The sequence below is a fragment of the Streptomyces sp. NRRL F-6676 genome, assembly GCF_000725625.1.
In the GTDB taxonomy this organism is placed as follows: Bacteria; Actinomycetota; Actinomycetes; order Streptomycetales; family Streptomycetaceae; genus Streptomyces.
In genome coordinates this window covers 95200-108890 of sequence record NZ_JOHS01000009.1, presented here as the reverse complement: position 1 = coordinate 108890, position 13691 = coordinate 95200, and the positions used below count along the sequence as shown (strand labels likewise).

Here is a 13691-nt window from a genome sequence, read left to right as displayed (position 1 = left end):
CCGTACCAAGGGCACGGACGGGAAGTGCGGGAGCGGTGCGCGGGAGTTCCGGCATCGCACTTTCAAGATCGTTTATGGCCGGGGCGCGGGGTGACGGGCAGCGCGGAATTCCGGTGCCGCACACGCCACCTGACCTGCGCGTACATCACCGTCGACCATTGCACCGCGAATTACCGCGCGCCGAGCCGGTCGCTCATCCACCGCAGCGTCGCCGGGATCTCCCGCCGCCAGGTGTTGAAGTTGTGGCCGCCGCTGTCCAGGATGATCGACGAGATCCGGGTGACCCCCTTGGCCTTCACCCGCCTTATGAACTCCAGTGTGTCCTTGTAGTTGTTCTCGCCCGTGCGGCTGCTGCTGACGAGCAGTGAGGTGTCCGGCGCGGGCAGATGGGCGAGGCACCACCACAGGTCGGCGCGGTCGCGCAGGTTCTGGTCGCCGCCGTAGAGGTCGCCGGTGGTGCGGTCGACCGGCGCCCGGTAGTACGGCGACAGCCCCGCCCCGGCCGCGTAGGCCTCCGGGTGACGCATGGCCAGTTTCAGTGCGCAGTAGCCGCCCGTGGAGTCGCCGACGACGCCCCAGCCGGCGGGGGCGCGGTCCACCCGGTAGTGCGTGCGGACCGCCTCGGGCAGGTCCTCGGCGAAGAACGACTCGGTGCGCGGGCCGCCCGGGACGTCCGCGCACTCCGTGTCGCGCGGCGGCGCCACGGTGGGCCGCAGCATCACGAGCACCATGGGACGCATCCGTCCCGCCGCGACCAGCCGGTGGGCCGTCTGCGGGTAGCGCAGCCCCCGGACGAGCGCCTCGGCCGTCCCCGGGTAGCCGGTGAGCACCACGGCGACGGGGAACGTGCGGGTGCGGTAGCGGGGCTGGAAGTACTCCGGCGGCAGATAGACCAGCGCGGGCGTGGCGATCCGGGTCGTACGGCCGACGATACGGACGCGCTGGATCCGCCCACCGGTCCCGTCCGCGCTGTGGAGGCCGACGACACGGAGCGGTCCGCCCGCGCCGTCCGTGCCGTACGGAGTGTGGTCGACGACCACGCCCTCTCCCCGTTCCCGGCCGAAGAGGTCCGCCCAGCTCGCGTAGAAGCCGAAGCTGCGGTTGGCGGCCAGGGCGACGCAGGCGAAGAGGGCGAGCTGGGCGGCCAGCAGAAGGCCCACGCGGCCGCCGACGGTCCGCCAACTGGTGCGGGCGAGGCGGGGCCAGCACCAGACGGTGCCGGTGAGCAGCGCGGCGGCGCACAGCGTGGTCGTGAGGAGGGTGGGGGTGCTGGTGAGGCCCACGGGGCGTCCCTTCGCCTGTGCGGGGGTCCCGGCGGGCCGGGAGGAAACAGGTTATAGGGGGCGGGGGAGGGCGCGGGCGCAAGCGCGGTGGAGCGCGGACGGTGCGGTGCGGTGCGTCGGCGGGTGCGGGTGCAGGTGCAGGTGCAGGTGCAGGTGCGCTGTGTGGCTGGTCGCGCCCACGCGGCGGAGCCGCGGATCCGGCACAGCCCGCGCCTCCTACCGTACGTGCGCCGCCTAGGCTGAACACATGCGCGACAAGACCGGGCGGAGCCCCGTGGGTGGACTGCCGAGATGGGACCGCTGTGCGGTCATGGGCGTCGTCAACGTGACGCCCGACTCCTTCTCCGACGGGGGCCGCTGGTTCGACACCACCGTCGCCGTCAAGCACGGCCTGGACCTCGTCGCGGAGGGCGCCGACCTCGTCGACGTCGGCGGCGAGTCCACCCGGCCCGGCGCCACCCGCGTCGACGAGGCGGAGGAGCTGCGCCGTGTCGTCCCCGTCGTGCGGGGCCTCGCCTCCGAGGGGGTCGTCGTCTCCGTCGACACCATGCGCGCGCGGGTCGCCGAGCAGGCGCTCGCCGCCGGTGCCGTCCTCGTCAACGATGTCAGCGGCGGACTGGCCGACCCGGCGATGGTCCCCGTCGTCGCCGCCTCGGGCGCCCCCTTCGTCGTCATGCACTGGCGCGGCTTCCTGGCGGGCGGCAACGTCAGGGGGGTCTACGAGGACGTCGTCACCGAGGTCGTCGACGAGCTCCACGCGCGCGTGGAGGCCGTGCTGGCCGGCGGCGTCGCGGCCGACCGCGTCGTCGTCGACCCGGGGCTCGGCTTCTCCAAGGACGTCGACCACGACCTCGCCCTGCTGGCCCGCCTGGACCGGGTGCTCGGCCTCGGCCACCCGCTGCTGGTCGCCGCCTCCCGCAAACGGTTCCTGGGCCGGGTACTGGCCGGTCCGGACGGCGCCCCGCCGCCCGCGCGGGAGCGGGACGCCGCCACGGCGGCCGTCTCCGCGCTGGCCGCGGGGGCGGGCGCCTGGGCGGTCCGGGTGCACGAGGTGCGCGCGACCGCCGACGCCGTGCGCGTCGCCCGTGCCGTGGAAGGAGCCCGGTGACCGCTCCCCACCTCGACGTCGAACAGGTCGAACAGGCCAACACCGCCTTCTACGAGGCGATGGAGCGCGGCGACTTCGAGGAGCTGTCGTCGATGTGGCTGACGCCGTCCGACGTGGGCGTCGACGAGGAGTACCACGACCCCGCGGAGGCCGGCGTGATCTCCTGCGTCCATCCCGGCTGGCCGGTGCTGACCGGGCGCGGCGAGGTGCTGCGGTCGTATGCGCTGATCATGGCGAACACGGAGTACATCCAGTTCTTCCTGACCGACGTGCACGTCTCGGTGACCGGCGACACCGCGCTGGTCACGTGCACGGAGAACATCCTCAGCGGCGGGCCCGCCGAGGACGGCGACGAGCCGGGTCCGCTCGTCGGCCAGCTGGTGGTCGCCACCAACGTCTTCCGCCGCACGGCGGACGGCTGGCGGCTGTGGTCCCACCACGCCTCCCCGGTGCTGGCCGAATCCGACGGCGGGGAGCCGGACGGCACGCCGGACGCGACGGCCTGAGCGGACCCGTTCGCCCGGCCGGTACGGGCGGGAACGCCCCGGAACGTCCCCCCGCACGCGGGACGTGGGGGGAATCACGGCCGCCGGGCGGCGGCCTGCCCGGCGGCGCCCTTCGCCCAGGTGGCGCGGCCGGAGCGGCCCGTTCCGGCCGTCCCGCCCGGGAAGGGGACGCGTGCCCCCGCGCGGGGGTGCTGTCGGTGGGCGCGGGTAGATTCGTTCGTGGCCGTTATGCCGCCCGCATATGGCCCCGACGGCCGCTGCCCGGCCGTCCCGTACGAGACGCAGGAGTGAGGCGCGTGGATCGTGTCGCGTTGCGCGGCCTGAGGGCCCGCGGGCACCACGGCGTGTTCCCCGAGGAACGCGAGCGGGGCCAGACCTTCGTGGTGGACGTGGTCCTCGGCCTGGACACCCGCCCCGCCGCGGCGGACGACGACCTGACGAAGACGGTGCACTACGGCATCGTCGCCGAGGAGATCGCCGCGATCGTCGCGGGCGACCCCGTCGACCTCATCGAGACCCTCGCCCAGCGCATCGCCGACGCCTGCCTGCGGCACGAGCCGGTCCAGGAGGTCGAGGTGTGCGTGCACAAGCCCGAGGCCCCCATCACCGTGCCGTTCGACGACGTGACCGTCACCCTCACCCGGAGCCGCGTATGACAGCCTTCCCCCCCGGTCCCGGCGACCCGGTGGTCCAGCCCGTGCCCGCCGCGGTGACCGCGCGCGTGGACGCCGCCGACAGCACCCTTCAGAACCCCCGGCGCGCGGTGCTCTCCCTGGGCTCCAACCTCGGCAACCGCCTGGAGACGCTCCAGGGCGCCGTCGACGCCCTGGAGGACACGCCCGGCGTCCGCGTCAAGGCGGTCTCCCCCGTCTACGAGACGGAGCCGTGGGGCGTCGAGCCCGGCAGCCAGCCGTCGTACTTCAACGCGGTGGCCGTGCTGAAGACCACCCTGCCGCCGTCCTCGCTCCTGGAGCGGGCGCACGCGGTGGAGGAGGCCTTCCACCGGGTCCGGGACGAACGCTGGGGGCCGCGCACCCTCGACGTGGACATCGTGTCCTACGACGACGTCGTCTCCGACGACCCCGTGCTCACCCTCCCCCACCCCCGCGCGCACGAGCGGGCCTTCGTCCTGGCGCCCTGGCACGACGTGGACCCCGCGGCGGCGCTGCCCGGGCGCGGTCCCGTGGCCGAACTGCTCGACGGGATCACCCGTGAAGGCGTGGCGCCGCGCGCCGACCTGGAACTCCGGCTGCCCGAGTAGTCGTTAAGGTCTACCGAGCCGGAACGACCGCTCGACACCGACGAAGGGGCACCGTGGAAGAGCTGCGCATCAGGACGCTGGCGGCGGTGTTCGTGGTGGCCGGAGTGCTGTCCTGGTCGGGCGCCCGCCTGTGGATGGCGGTGGGGACACTGCCGAGTGTCCCGCTGGCCGCGCCGATCGTGCTGGCGCTGATCGCCGTGGTCCTGCTGGCCACCGCGCTGTCGCTGCGCGCCCGGCTGCGGGCCCAGCGCGAGCGCCGCCCCGGGGCGAAGGGCGTGGACCCCCTGATGGCCGCCCGCGCGGTCGTCTTCGGCCAGGCCAGCGCCCTGGTCGCCGCGCTCGTCGCCGGCATGTACGGCGGCACGGGCGCCCTCCTGCTCGAGTACCTCGACTTCCCCGCCCGCCGGGACCAGGCGATCTACGCCGGGTTCTCGGTCGTGGGCGGCATCGCGGTCATAGCGGCCGCCCTCTTCCTGGAGCGCGTCTGCAAGCTCCCGGAGGACGGGGACGACGACAACAGCGACAACGACGGCACCGCGGCCGCCGCCTGACCGCCGCCCCCGTGTCGCGCCGGGGGCTCAGCGCGCCATGATCAGGCTCATGGCCTCGTTGCGGGTGGCGGCGTCGCGCAGCTGGCCGCGCACCGCCGAGGTGATCGTCTTGGCGCCGGGCTTGCGGATGCCCCGCATCGACATGCACATGTGCTCGCACTCGACCACGACGATCACGCCGCGCGGTTCGAGGATCTCCATGAGCGAGTCGGCGACCTGGGTGGTGAGCCGCTCCTGCACCTGGGGGCGGCGGGCGTAGACGTCCACGAGCCGGGCCAGCTTCGACAGACCGGTGATCTTGCCGTTGGCCGACGGGATGTACCCGACGTGCGCCACACCGCGGAACGGCACCAGGTGGTGCTCGCAGGTCGAGAACACCTCGATGTCCTTCACCAGGACCATCTCGTCGTGGCCGAGGTCGAAGGTCGTGGTCAGCACGTCCTCGGGACGCTGCCACAGCCCCGCGAATATCTCCTGGTACGCCCGCGCCACCCGGCCCGGGGTGTCCCGGAGGCCCTCGCGGTCGGGGTCCTCTCCGATGGCGAGGAGGAGCTCGCGCACGGCGTTCTCGGCGCGCTTCTCGTCGAACTCGCCGATCGTGTTCTCACCGTCCAGCGTCACCGGGTCGGTCATGTGGTGCCTCGTTCCTGAGCCTGTGACGCGTTCGGGTCTGTCACGCGTCGTGCGTAGGGGCCGCGCATACGTACGGACATACGTGCGGGCATACGACGAATGCCGCGCCTCCCAGGCTAGAACCTGGGAGGCGCGGCATTTGTTCCGGGCCCGGCGGGCGGCCGGCGGGGCCGGCCGGAGCCGTGGGCTCAGCTGTCCCGGCGGTCCTCCGGGGCGGGCTCGGCCGCCGGGGCGGACTCGCTCGCCGTGGACTTGGCCGTGCTGATCGCCGGAGTGCCGTTGGCCCCGTTGGTCAGTGCGAGCTCCTTGGGGGAGAGCACCGGCGGGCGGGTGGACGGCGTGCGGCGCGAGGAACCGGTCCACGCGGGCCGCGGGGGACGCTTGTGGATGGGGGCGAAGATCTCGGCGATCTGCTCCTTGCCCAGCGTCTCCTTCTCCAGCAGGGCCAGCACCAGGTTGTCGAGCACGTCGCGGTTCTCGACCAGGATCTCCCAGGCCTCGTTGTGCGCGTTCTCGATCAGCTTCTTGACTTCCTCGTCCACCAGCGCGGCGACCTCTTCCGAGTAGTCACGCTGGTGGGCCATCTCACGGCCGAGGAACGGCTCGGTGTTGTCGCCGCCGAACTTGATGGCGCCGAGACGCTCGGTCATGCCGTACTGGGTGACCATGGCGCGCGCCGTGGACGTGGCCTTCTCGATGTCGTTGGCCGCGCCCGTGGTCGGGTCGTGGAAGACGAGCTCCTCGGCCGCGCGGCCGCCCAGCATGTAGGCGAGCTGGTCCAGCATCTCGTTGCGCGTGGTCGAGTACTTGTCCTCGTCGGGCAGGACCATCGTGTAGCCGAGGGCCCGGCCCCTGGACAGGATTGTGATCTTGTGGACCGGGTCGGAGTTCGGGGAGGCCGCCGCGACCAGGGCGTGACCGCCCTCGTGGTACGCGGTGATCTTCTTCTCCTTGTCCGACATGATCCGGGTCCGCTTCTGCGGGCCCGCGACCACGCGGTCGATCGCCTCGTCCAGCATCTGGTTGTCGACCAGCTTGCGGTCGCTGCGGGCCGTGAGCAGCGCGGCCTCGTTCAGCACGTTGGCCAGATCGGCACCGGTGAAGCCGGGGGTGCGGCGGGCGACGGCCGACAGGTCGACGTCCGGGGCGACCGGCTTGCCCTTCTGGTGGACCTTGAGGATCTCGAGGCGGCCCTGCATATCCGGACGGTCGACGGCGATCTGCCGGTCGAAGCGGCCGGGACGCAGCAGCGCCGGGTCCAGGATGTCGGGCCGGTTGGTGGCCGCGATGAGGATGACGCCGCCCTTGACGTCGAAGCCGTCCATCTCGACGAGCAGCTGGTTCAGCGTCTGCTCGCGCTCGTCGTGACCGCCGCCGAGGCCGGCGCCGCGGTGGCGGCCGACCGCGTCGATCTCGTCGACGAAGACGATGGCCGGGGCGTTCGCCTTGGCCTGCTCGAACAGGTCACGGACCCGGGAGGCACCGACACCGACGAACATCTCGACGAAGTCGGAACCGGAGATCGAGTAGAAGGGGACCCCGGCCTCACCGGCGACGGCCCGCGCGAGCAGGGTCTTGCCGGTTCCGGGCGGGCCGTACAGCAGCACGCCCTTGGGGATCTTGGCGCCGACGGCCTGGAACTTGGCGGGCTCCTGGAGGAACTCCTTGATCTCCTGGAGCTCCTCGACCGCCTCGTCCGAACCGGCGACGTCCGAGAACGTCGTCTTCGGGGTGTCCTTGGTGATGAGCTTCGCCTTGGACTTCCCGAAGTTCATGACCCGGGAGCCGCCGCCCTGCATCTGGTTCATCAGGAACAGGAAGACGACCACGATCAGGACGAAGGGCAGCAGCGAGAGCAGGATCCCGAGGAACGGGTTCTGCTTGGACGGCGAGACCGTGTAGCCGTCCGGGATCTGCTTGTTCTGGTACTTGTCCTGAAGGGTGTTGGCCACATTGACGCCCTGGTCGCCGATGTAGCTCGCCTGGATCTTCGAGCTGCCCTCGACCTTGACGCCGTCCTTGAGCTGGACCTTGATGACCTGCTCGTCGCCGGTGGTGACCTTGGCCGACTCGACCTTGTTCTGGTTGATCGCCTGGACGACCTGGCCGGTGTCCACCGTCTTGTAGCCGCCGGAGGAGCCGACGACCTGCATCAACACGACCACGGCAAGGACGGCCAGCACGATCCACATGACCGGCCCACGGAAGTATCGCTTCACGTCCATCCATACGGAGCGGTGCCGCCCCGTCCCTCCTGCCATAGTGAGTTTGATAAAAGACTGTTCTTCGGACGGTACCCCAGGATTGTCACCCGACGCCGCAGGGGAGTTCCCGCGATCCCGTCCTCGCATGCTTCAACGGCGCGGACCCCGCCGGGGTTCCCGGCCGTCCCGGCGGAAGCCGCGGGGGTCCTGCCGAGCGGGGTTCAGCCGCCGTAGACGTGGGGCGCGAGCGTACCGACGAACGGGAGGTTGCGGTACTTCTCGGCGTAGTCGAGGCCGTACCCCACGACGAACTCGTTGGCGATGTCGAAGCCGACCCACTCCACGTCGATCGCGACCTTCGCCGCCTCCGGCTTGCGCAGCAGCGTGCACACCTTGAGGGAGGCGGGCTCCCGGGAGCCGAGGTTGGAGATCAGCCAGGACAGGGTCAGTCCGGAGTCGATGATGTCCTCGACGATCAGGACATGCCGCCCCTTGATGTCGGTGTCGAGGTCCTTGAGGATCCGCACCACGCCGGAGGACTGGGTGCCGGCCCCGTAGGAGGAGACCGCCATCCAGTCCATCGTGACGGGGGTGGACAGCGCGCGGGCGAGGTCGGCCATGACCATCACCGCGCCCTTGAGGACGCCGACGATCAGCAGGTCCTTGTCCGCGTACTCCGCGTCGATCTTCGCGGCCAGCTCGGCCAGCTTCGCGTCGATCTCTTCCTTGGTGATGAGCACCTCTTTGAGGTCGGTGCCCATGTCTTTCGCGTCCACCCGCATCACTTTCGGTCGTCCCACCGGCCGTTCCGGGCCACCGCGCGACCCCTGCGGAGGGTCCGATGGGAGGGGCCCGGATTCAGCCTTGCCGAATCACCAGTCTGCCACCCTGCCGACGGACCACGACTCGGCCCGGGAGATTGATGGCTCCCTGACCTCGCCAGGCGGTGACCAGCCGGTCGACCTCCTCGATGTGGCGGGCGAAGAGGGAGCCGCCCGGGGCCCCGGCCGCGAGGGCGGCGCGGCGCAGGATGCGGCGGCGGACGGCCGGAGGGAGTGCGTCGAGTTTGGCGCATTCCAGCCGTCCGGCGTCGTCCCGTACGCCCCGCTCGGCCTCGCGGGCCCAGGCGTCGAGGGCGTCGGCGTCGTCGCGGGAGAGCTGGGCGGTGCGGGCGAGCGCCTCGACGACGCCCTTGCCGAGCGCCTTCTCCAGGGCGGGCAGTCCCTCGTGGCGCAGCCGGGAGCGGGTGTAGGCGGGGTCGGTGTTGTGCGGGTCGTCCCAGACGGGCAGGGACTGGACCATGCAGGCCTTGCGGGCGGTCTGCCGGTCGAGCCGCAGGAAGGGGCGCCGGTAACGGCCGGCGGCCCCCGAGACCGCGGCCATTCCGGACAGGGAGCGGATGCCGGAGCCACGGGCGAGGCCGAGCAGGACCGTCTCGGCCTGGTCGTCGCGGGTGTGGCCGAGCAGGACGGCGGCGGCGTCGTGACGCTCCGCGGCGGCGTCGAGCGCGGCGTAGCGGGCGTCGCGGGCGGCGGCCTCGGGGCCTCCGTCACGGCCGACGGAGACGGCGACCGCGTCGACGGGGTCGAGACCGAGCTCGCGCAGGCGTTCGACGACCTCCTCGGCGCGCCGGTCGGAGCCGGCCTGTAGACCGTGGTCGACGGTGATGCCGCCGGCCCGGACACCGAGCCGGGGGGCCTCGAAGGCGAGGGCGGAGGCGAGCGCCATCGAGTCGGCGCCGCCGGAGCAGGCCACGAGCACGAGCGGCGCGGGACGGCCGGGGCCGAGCGGGGCGGGTACGGCCGGGAAGGCACCGGGCGCGCGGGGCGGACGGGCGGCCTCGGCGGGCGGCGCGGGGTGGTCGGTGCGCGCGAGCGCGGGCCGCGCGGGGTGGGCGGCGGTCGTCGCCCGCGCGGTGCGGCCGGCGCCGGCGAGCGGGGCGTGGGCGCGGCGAGGGGCGCCGGCGCCGTCAGGGGCGTCGGCGGTGTGTTCGGTGAGGATGTCGTGGAGGACGCGGCGGACCGCCAGGCGTATCGCCGCGACCGCGGGGTGGGGACCCATGTCCGGTTCCCTTCATGAAGTTTTCGGGGGGTTGGCCCCGGGTTCGGTCACGCAGAGTGTGTAGATGGTGACAGAACCGAGGCGTTTCCCGAGCATTGCACGCCTTTCCTGGGCCGGCGGTCCCTCGGACGGGTGATTGAGGGGGCGTTCCCCTGCCGTCGACCGCCCTCCGTCTCAGGATTCCGACGTGCGGTGCACCCTGGCGATCCAGTCCGCCGGTGCGGCGATCTCCGCCTTGGTGGGCAGGGTGTTCGGTGAGGTCCACACCCGGTTGAAGCCGTCCATGCCGACCTCCTCGACGACGGCCCGGACGAACCGTTCGCCGTCCCGGTACTGCCGGAGCTTGGCGTCAAGACCGAGCAGCCGGCGCAGGGCGAGGTCGAGGCGGGAGGCGCCCTTGGCGCGGCGCTGCTGGAACTTCTCCCGGATCTCGGCGACGGACGGCACGACCGAGGGGCCCACGCCGTCCATCACGAAGTCGGCGTGGCCCTCGAGGAGGGACATCACCGCGGTCAGCCGTCCGAGGATCTCCCGCTGTGCGGGTGTCTGCACCAGTTCGACCAGGGAGCGGCCGCCGTCCTCGTCCTGTTCGCCCTCGGAGCGGCCGCCGGCCAGTGACTGGGCCGCCTCCCGGATGCGCTCCAGGATCGTCATGGGGTCCATCTCGGTCTCGCCGAGGAAGGACTGGATCTCGCCCTGGAGGTGGTCGCGCAGCCAGGGGACGGCCGTGAACTGCGTGCGGTGCGTCTCCTCGTGCAGGCAGACCCAGAGCCGGAAGTCGTGCGGGTCGACCTCCAGTTCGCGTTCCACGTGGACGATGTTGGGCGCGACCAGGAGCAGCCGGCCGCCGCCGTTTTCGCCCGCGGGCAGGTCGCGGGAGGCCGGGGCGAAGGTCTCGTACTGGCCGAGGACCCGGGAGGACATGAAGGACAGCAGCATGCCGACCTCCACGCCGGTGACCTTGCCGCCGACGGCGCCGAGGACGGCGCCGCCGGGGGTGCCGCTGCGACGTTCCTGCATCCTGTCCAGCAGCGGCTTGAGCAGTTCGCGGAAGCCGGCGACGTTGGCCCGGACCCAGCCGGGGCGGTCGACGACCAGGACGGGGGTGTCGTGCGCGCCCGCCTCGCCGAGCCGGGTGAAGCCGCGGACGTGCTCCTCGGAGGCCTTGGCGTGCCTGCGCAGTTCCGTGACGACGGCCCGGGCCTCGTCACGGCTGACGTCGGGGCCCGGCCGCACGAAGCGGGTCGCGGTCGCCACCGCGAGATTCCAGTCGACCATCCCGGATGCTGCACCACCGATGCGCGTCATGTCTTCAACCGTACGGGAGCGCTGCCGCTGGGGGCAGGTGGAAGAGGGGCGCCCGTTCTGACCCCGGGCGCGTTCTGTGCCGGCCCTTGCGGTGACGTGGCGGCTGACGGCCGGTTCGTGGTCGCGCGCGCCCGCGCGGCGGAGCCGCACACGTCACAGCCCCGCGCCCCCTTGGGGCACGGGTGCCGGCCCCTGACGTCATCGGCTCGCCAGGCGGGCCGCCGCGCGGTCCAGGGCTGCCCGGGCCGCGGGCTGGTCCATGGAGTTCTCGGTGAGGAAGGCGAAGGCCAGGAGGTGGCCGTCCGTGTCGACGACCGTGCCGGCGAGGGTGTTGACACCGGTGAGGGAGCCGGTCTTGGCGCGGACGAAGCCGGTGCCGGCGCGGGAGTCGGTGGACTCGTAGCGGTCGCTGAGGGTGCCGGTGAAGCCGGCGACGGGCAGGCCGGTGAGGACCGGGCGGAGCTCGGGGTGGTCCTTCGAGCCGGCCAGGGCGAGCAGGGAGGTCAGCAGGCGGGCGGTGAGCTTGTCGCGGCGGTCGAGGCCGCTGCCGTCGTGGAACTCCGCGCCCTCGACCGGCAGTCCGAGCTTCTTCACCTGGGCGCCGACGGCCGCCGCGCCGCCGGCGAAGCTGCCCTTGCCGCCGGTGCCGAGGGCGGTCTGGCGGGCCAGGGCCTCGGCGATGTCGTTGTCGCTGTGGGTGAGCATGCGTTCGACGACGGCGGTGAGCGGCGGGGACTGGACGGAGGCCAGGGCCTTCGCGCGGTCGGTGGCCCCGGCGGAGCCGGCCGGGGTGGCCTTGACGCCGTGGTCCCCGAGCAGGGCGGCGAAGCGGTGGGCGGCGGCCTCGGCCGGGTCGGCGGCGCGGGGGGCGGGGCCGCTCGTGGAGTCGTCCAGGCGGCCCTCGTCGGCCGTCAGCGGGGTGACGGCGGCGAGGTTCTCGTTGACGCCGAGGGGGTGCCGGGACATGCCGGCGTAGAGCGAGGTGTCGTACGTCAGGGTCACGGAGGTCAGGTGGCGCTTCTTCAGCGCGGCGGCGGTGGTGTCGGCGAGCGTGCGCAGGCTGGCCCAGCCGTCGGCCTTCTCGCGTGCGGTGAGGGTGGGGTCGCCGCCGCCGACGAGGACGACCTTCTTGGTGCCGGGCTCCAGGACGGTGCGGGTGGTGAGGCGGTGGTCGGGGCCGAGGGCGGAGAGCGCGGCGACGGCGGTGGCGATCTTGGTGGTGGAGGCGGGGGTGAGCCCGGCGTCGACGTCCTTGGCGTACAGACGTCTCCCGGTGGCGACGTCGACGACGGCGGCCCCCCGGTGGTCGCCGAGCGAGGGGTCGCCCAGCAGCGGGTCGAGGACGTCGGCGAGGCTCTTGCCGGTGGCTCGCGTGCGGCCGAGGCCGGCCAGGACGGCGGCGGCGCTGGGGGCGGGGCGGGGGGCGCCCGCGCGGCTGCCGGAGCCGTGGTCCGCGCCGGTTGCGGCGCGCTCCCGCTCGGCGACGCGCCGGCCGTCGGCGCTCCAGGGACCGGCGGCGGTCACCGCCCCGGCGGCGAGCGCCATCCCGACGACGACGGCCACGGCGACGAACTGCGCGGTGGTGAGCCGCGCGGAGCGCGCACGCAGCGAACGCAGGGCCCTCGCGAGGTCCCCGCGCCCGCGCCGCGCGCCGCGCACGGCGCGGGCCCGCACACCCCGCGCCACGCGCACGACGCGCGCGACCGCGCCGTCCCACCCCGGAGCCGACGCGACGGCCCGGGAGCCCGGGCCCGCGGCCACCCCGGCAGCGCCTTCCCCGTCGGCTCCCCTCGCTGAGGGCGCGGGAACCGCGTCCGCCGCGGCCGGGGCCGTCGGCCCCGGGCCCGGCACCGGGGGCGGCTCGGGGGAGGCGGTGTCGGTGGCCGCCTTCCCCCGCGTGCCGCTCGACTCGGGTGCGCCGCTCGACTCCGTCGTGCCGTTCGACTCCGGTGCGCCGCTCGACTCCGGTGCGCCGGGTTTTGTGATGTGTGTCACGAGCGAGCCCCCTGTCTCGTGATCCGTGCCACACGCGGTGTCACCGTGTGCTCGGTTCGTGCCACCCTCTGTTCCGGCACGGCCTCCGCGAACCGCGCCGGGCGCGGGTGCGCGGCCGGCCAGGCCCTCAGCTCCGGCACGACCACCAGCCCCTTTCGCGATCACACACCTGCGTGAGGGACACTTAATCACCAGAACTATGTGTTGATCATGGAGGAGCCACCGGTGGAGTTCGACGTCACGATCGAGATCCCGAAGGGTTCGCGGAACAAGTACGAGGTGGACCACGAGACCGGTCGGATCCGCCTGGACCGTCGACTCTTCACCTCGACCAGCTACCCGGCCGACTACGGCTTCGTCGAGAACACCCTCGGCGAGGACGGCGACCCGCTGGACGCGCTTGTCCTGCTGGAGGAGCCGACCTTCCCCGGCTGCCTCATCAAGTGCCGCACCATCGGCATGTTCCGGATGACCGACGAGGCCGGCGGCGACGACAAGCTGCTGTGCGTCCCGGCCTCGGACCCGCGCGTGGAGCACCTGCGGGACATCCACCACGTGTCCGAGTTCGACCGCCTGGAGATCCAGCACTTCTTCGAGGTCTACAAGGACCTGGAGCCCGGCAAGTCGGTCGAGGGCGCCAACTGGGTCGGCCGCGCGGACGCCGAGGCCGAGATCGAGCGGTCGTACAAGCGTCTCAAGGAGCAGGGCGGTCACTGACCCTCTCCCGCAGTACTCCACGGGCCGCGTGACTCTTCCGGGTGACGCGGCCCGTTGGCATGTC

Annotated in this window: 13 protein-coding genes; 6 read left to right on the top strand and 7 right to left on the bottom strand. The window is 72.9% G+C overall.

Features of this window, described 5'->3' with window-relative positions; all coding sequences use genetic code 11:
• Positions 1–170 precede the first annotated feature (170 nt).
• Positions 171–1283, bottom strand: a complete 1113-nt coding sequence (locus IO29_RS08775) for an alpha/beta hydrolase (protein WP_030378598.1) — start codon at positions 1281–1283, stop codon at positions 171–173.
• A gap of 247 nt (positions 1284–1530) precedes the next feature.
• Between IO29_RS08775 and folP the strand changes: the two genes are divergently transcribed.
• The 5 genes from folP to IO29_RS08750 all read left to right on the top strand — a co-directional run bounded on the left by folP (position 1531) and on the right by IO29_RS08750 (position 4709).
• Positions 1531–2391, top strand: a complete 861-nt coding sequence (gene folP / locus IO29_RS08770) for a dihydropteroate synthase (protein WP_078618147.1) — start codon at positions 1531–1533, stop codon at positions 2389–2391.
• On the top strand, positions 2388–2897 hold the full coding sequence (locus IO29_RS08765) for a nuclear transport factor 2 family protein (RefSeq protein ID WP_030378600.1): 510 nt from the start codon (positions 2388–2390) through the stop codon (positions 2895–2897). The genes folP and IO29_RS08765 overlap by 4 nt, the downstream gene beginning before the upstream one ends.
• Before the next feature lie 296 nt (positions 2898–3193).
• On the top strand, positions 3194–3553 hold the full coding sequence (gene folB, locus IO29_RS08760; RefSeq protein ID WP_030378601.1) for a dihydroneopterin aldolase: 360 nt from the start codon (positions 3194–3196) through the stop codon (positions 3551–3553).
• Positions 3550–4158 carry a 2-amino-4-hydroxy-6-hydroxymethyldihydropteridine diphosphokinase gene (gene folK, locus IO29_RS08755; RefSeq protein WP_030378602.1) on the top strand — a complete coding sequence of 203 codons (609 nt, stop codon included), beginning with the start codon at positions 3550–3552 and terminating at the stop codon, positions 4156–4158. The genes folB and folK overlap by 4 nt, the downstream gene beginning before the upstream one ends.
• A 53-nt stretch (positions 4159–4211) precedes the next feature.
• Positions 4212–4709 carry a DUF3180 domain-containing protein gene (locus IO29_RS08750; RefSeq protein WP_030378603.1) on the top strand — a complete coding sequence of 166 codons (498 nt, stop codon included), beginning with the start codon at positions 4212–4214 and terminating at the stop codon, positions 4707–4709.
• Positions 4710–4736: 27 nt separating this feature from the next.
• Here IO29_RS08750 and folE read toward each other — a convergent pair whose 3' ends face one another.
• From folE to dacB, 6 genes are all read right to left on the bottom strand, one after another.
• Positions 4737–5342, bottom strand: a complete 606-nt coding sequence (gene folE / locus IO29_RS08745; protein ID WP_030378604.1) for a GTP cyclohydrolase I FolE — start codon at positions 5340–5342, stop codon at positions 4737–4739.
• Positions 5343–5530: 188 nt separating this feature from the next.
• Positions 5531–7567, bottom strand: a complete 2037-nt coding sequence (gene ftsH / locus IO29_RS08740; RefSeq protein WP_030378605.1) for an ATP-dependent zinc metalloprotease FtsH — start codon at positions 7565–7567, stop codon at positions 5531–5533.
• Between the two features lie 200 nt (positions 7568–7767).
• On the bottom strand, positions 7768–8328 hold the full coding sequence (hpt, locus tag IO29_RS08735; protein WP_030378606.1) for a hypoxanthine phosphoribosyltransferase: 561 nt from the start codon (positions 8326–8328) through the stop codon (positions 7768–7770).
• A gap of 76 nt (positions 8329–8404) precedes the next feature.
• Positions 8405–9607 carry a tRNA lysidine(34) synthetase TilS gene (gene tilS, locus IO29_RS08730; RefSeq protein ID WP_030378607.1) on the bottom strand — a complete coding sequence of 401 codons (1203 nt, stop codon included), beginning with the start codon at positions 9605–9607 and terminating at the stop codon, positions 8405–8407.
• A 174-nt stretch (positions 9608–9781) separates the two neighbouring features.
• Positions 9782–10915, bottom strand: coding sequence for a zinc-dependent metalloprotease (locus IO29_RS08725; RefSeq protein ID WP_030378608.1), 1134 nt, complete (start codon positions 10913–10915; stop codon positions 9782–9784).
• 198 nt (positions 10916–11113) lie between these two features.
• Complete coding sequence (gene dacB, locus IO29_RS08720) at positions 11114–12589, bottom strand: D-alanyl-D-alanine carboxypeptidase/D-alanyl-D-alanine endopeptidase (protein WP_420705361.1); 1476 nt, start codon at positions 12587–12589, stop codon at positions 11114–11116.
• A gap of 546 nt (positions 12590–13135) precedes the next feature.
• On the opposite strand from dacB, the gene IO29_RS08715 reads away from it, so the two are divergent.
• A complete protein-coding gene (locus IO29_RS08715; protein ID WP_030378610.1) occupies positions 13136–13627 on the top strand; it encodes an inorganic diphosphatase in 492 nt (163 codons plus the stop codon).
• The last annotated feature ends 64 nt before the right edge of the window (positions 13628–13691 follow it).

Coding starts and splice junctions, on each gene's coding strand:
- folP (WP_078618147.1), top strand. CDS start 1,531: ATGCGCGACAAGACCGGGCGGAGCCCCGTGGGTGGACTGCCGAGATGG.
- folK (WP_030378602.1), top strand. CDS start 3,550: ATGACAGCCTTCCCCCCCGGTCCCGGCGACCCGGTGGTCCAGCCCGTG.
- folE (WP_030378604.1), bottom strand. CDS start 5,342: ATGACCGACCCGGTGACGCTGGACGGTGAGAACACGATCGGCGAGTTC.
- ftsH (WP_030378605.1), bottom strand. CDS start 7,567: ATGGACGTGAAGCGATACTTCCGTGGGCCGGTCATGTGGATCGTGCTG.
- hpt (WP_030378606.1), bottom strand. CDS start 8,328: ATGCGGGTGGACGCGAAAGACATGGGCACCGACCTCAAAGAGGTGCTC.
- tilS (WP_030378607.1), bottom strand. CDS start 9,607: ATGGGTCCCCACCCCGCGGTCGCGGCGATACGCCTGGCGGTCCGCCGC.
- IO29_RS08725 (WP_030378608.1), bottom strand. CDS start 10,915: ATGACGCGCATCGGTGGTGCAGCATCCGGGATGGTCGACTGGAATCTC.